Annotated in this window: 1 protein-coding gene and 1 pseudogene; one reads left to right on the plus strand and one right to left on the minus strand. The window is 34.4% G+C overall.

Translation table 11 applies throughout. The features are described 5' to 3' along the window. Positions 1–70: 70 nt before the first annotated feature. Positions 71–1435 (plus strand): DUF2202 domain-containing protein, encoded by a 1365-nt coding sequence (locus MVY38_RS00590; protein ID WP_297482282.1) that lies wholly within the window; start codon positions 71–73, stop codon positions 1433–1435. Positions 1436–1466: 31 nt separating this feature from the next. Here the strand turns inward: MVY38_RS00590 and MVY38_RS00595 are convergent. Next, a pseudogene (locus MVY38_RS00595) lies at positions 1467–1667 on the minus strand (transketolase); the annotation flags it as partial.

Raw genomic sequence — 1667 nt, forward strand, 5'->3', positions numbered from 1 at the left:
AGCTACTAACACTTCGCTAACACTCTTCTGCTACAATACTCCCAACAAAATATAAAAACAGGAGTTTACAATGTCAATTAAAAAACACACAACAAGCATAATCTTATCTACAGTCGCAATAGGTATGTTACTAAGCGGATGCGGGAGTAGTGATAACACAACAACACAAGATACTTCAACAGGATATTTTATTGATTCAGCAGTTGCAGGTGTTCATTATACAACTACTTCAGGATTAGAAGGTGATACGGATAAATTTGGTAGATTTCATTACAATAACGGTGATGAAGTGGAACTTTCTATTGGTAAAATCATTTTAGGAACAACAAAACCAGGAACGAATGGGGAAGTAACACCAAAAACATTAATTGCAGGAGAGGCTGTAGCAGATGAGAATGAGACGGCATCCATTACATTAATGCTTCAGTTTTTACAATCACTCGATAGTGATGCAAATAGTTCAAATGGTATCACAATCACTCCAACTGTATCAAATGATTTATCTACAATAAAAAGTGATGTTCATTTTCATGATATGAATGAAACTACTTTAATTGATTTAGATAATAAATATGATTTAGGTTTAGATCATGACTATGATGGGCATTTAGATGTGAATGAAACGCAGGCAAAAAATCATTTTAAAGAGAGTGAAAATAATTTTGAGAATGAAGATAAGATGGATGAAAATCAACCTTATAGCCAAGAGAACAATGCCTCTAACCAAGGGAGCAAAGAGTTTAATCTGTCTGATTATCCTGTTACATCAAGCCTAACGCAAGATTTAAAAAATTCATTAGCATATATGGGAAATGAAGAGCGTCTTGCACATGATGTTTACTTGAATCTTTATGATTACCAACAGAGTAATGGTATTGAAATAAAACAACTTTATAACATCGCTACAAGAGCAGAGAGTAAACACATTGCTATTGTACAGTCTCTTGTACAAAAATATCATTTAAATACTACTGACTTCACAGATGTCAATAAAACTGTTGTCAATGACAATAATATGTCGGCTACAAATATGCCAAAAGGAGTATATGACATCCAAAAGATTCAAGATCTTTATGACTCTCTCTATGCTTTAGGTCAAAACTCACAAGAAGATGCACTTAAAGTAGGCTGTATGGTAGAGGTCACAGACATAAATGACTTAGACAAATACATCACTCAAGCACAAGACTCAAACGCAACAGATGTAGAAGCTGCGTTTAACACACTCAGAGATGGAAGCTATAACCATTACTGGGCATTTGACAAAGCACTTAAAAACATAGGTGTAACAAATGGTTGTTACTATAAAGATGATACGCTTTTAACGAATAAAGAGGGAATTTATCCTCAAAATGAGAATGAAAAAAATACTCAAGGAAACGAGCAGAAAGAAGGAAATGGCAATGGCAATGGCAAACAAAAAGGACGCCAATAAGAGAGAAAATAGAGAGGGTAAATAACCCTCTTTATTGCATTCTTTTTAAAACTGCATCAACACTAAAGCCAAATTTTTCAAAAAGTTCTCCAGCAGGTGCCGATGCACCAAAAGTATCCATACCTATTACTTCATCTGCAAAACGATACCATTCAAGTCCCCGTGCAGCTTCTATAGCTACTTTTTTCGTATTAGGAATAATCATTTCATCAATGTATGACTGTTCTTGCTC

The sequence above is a fragment of the Sulfurimonas sp. genome, assembly GCF_027056685.1.
Classification (GTDB): domain Bacteria; phylum Campylobacterota; class Campylobacteria; order Campylobacterales; family Sulfurimonadaceae; genus Sulfurimonas.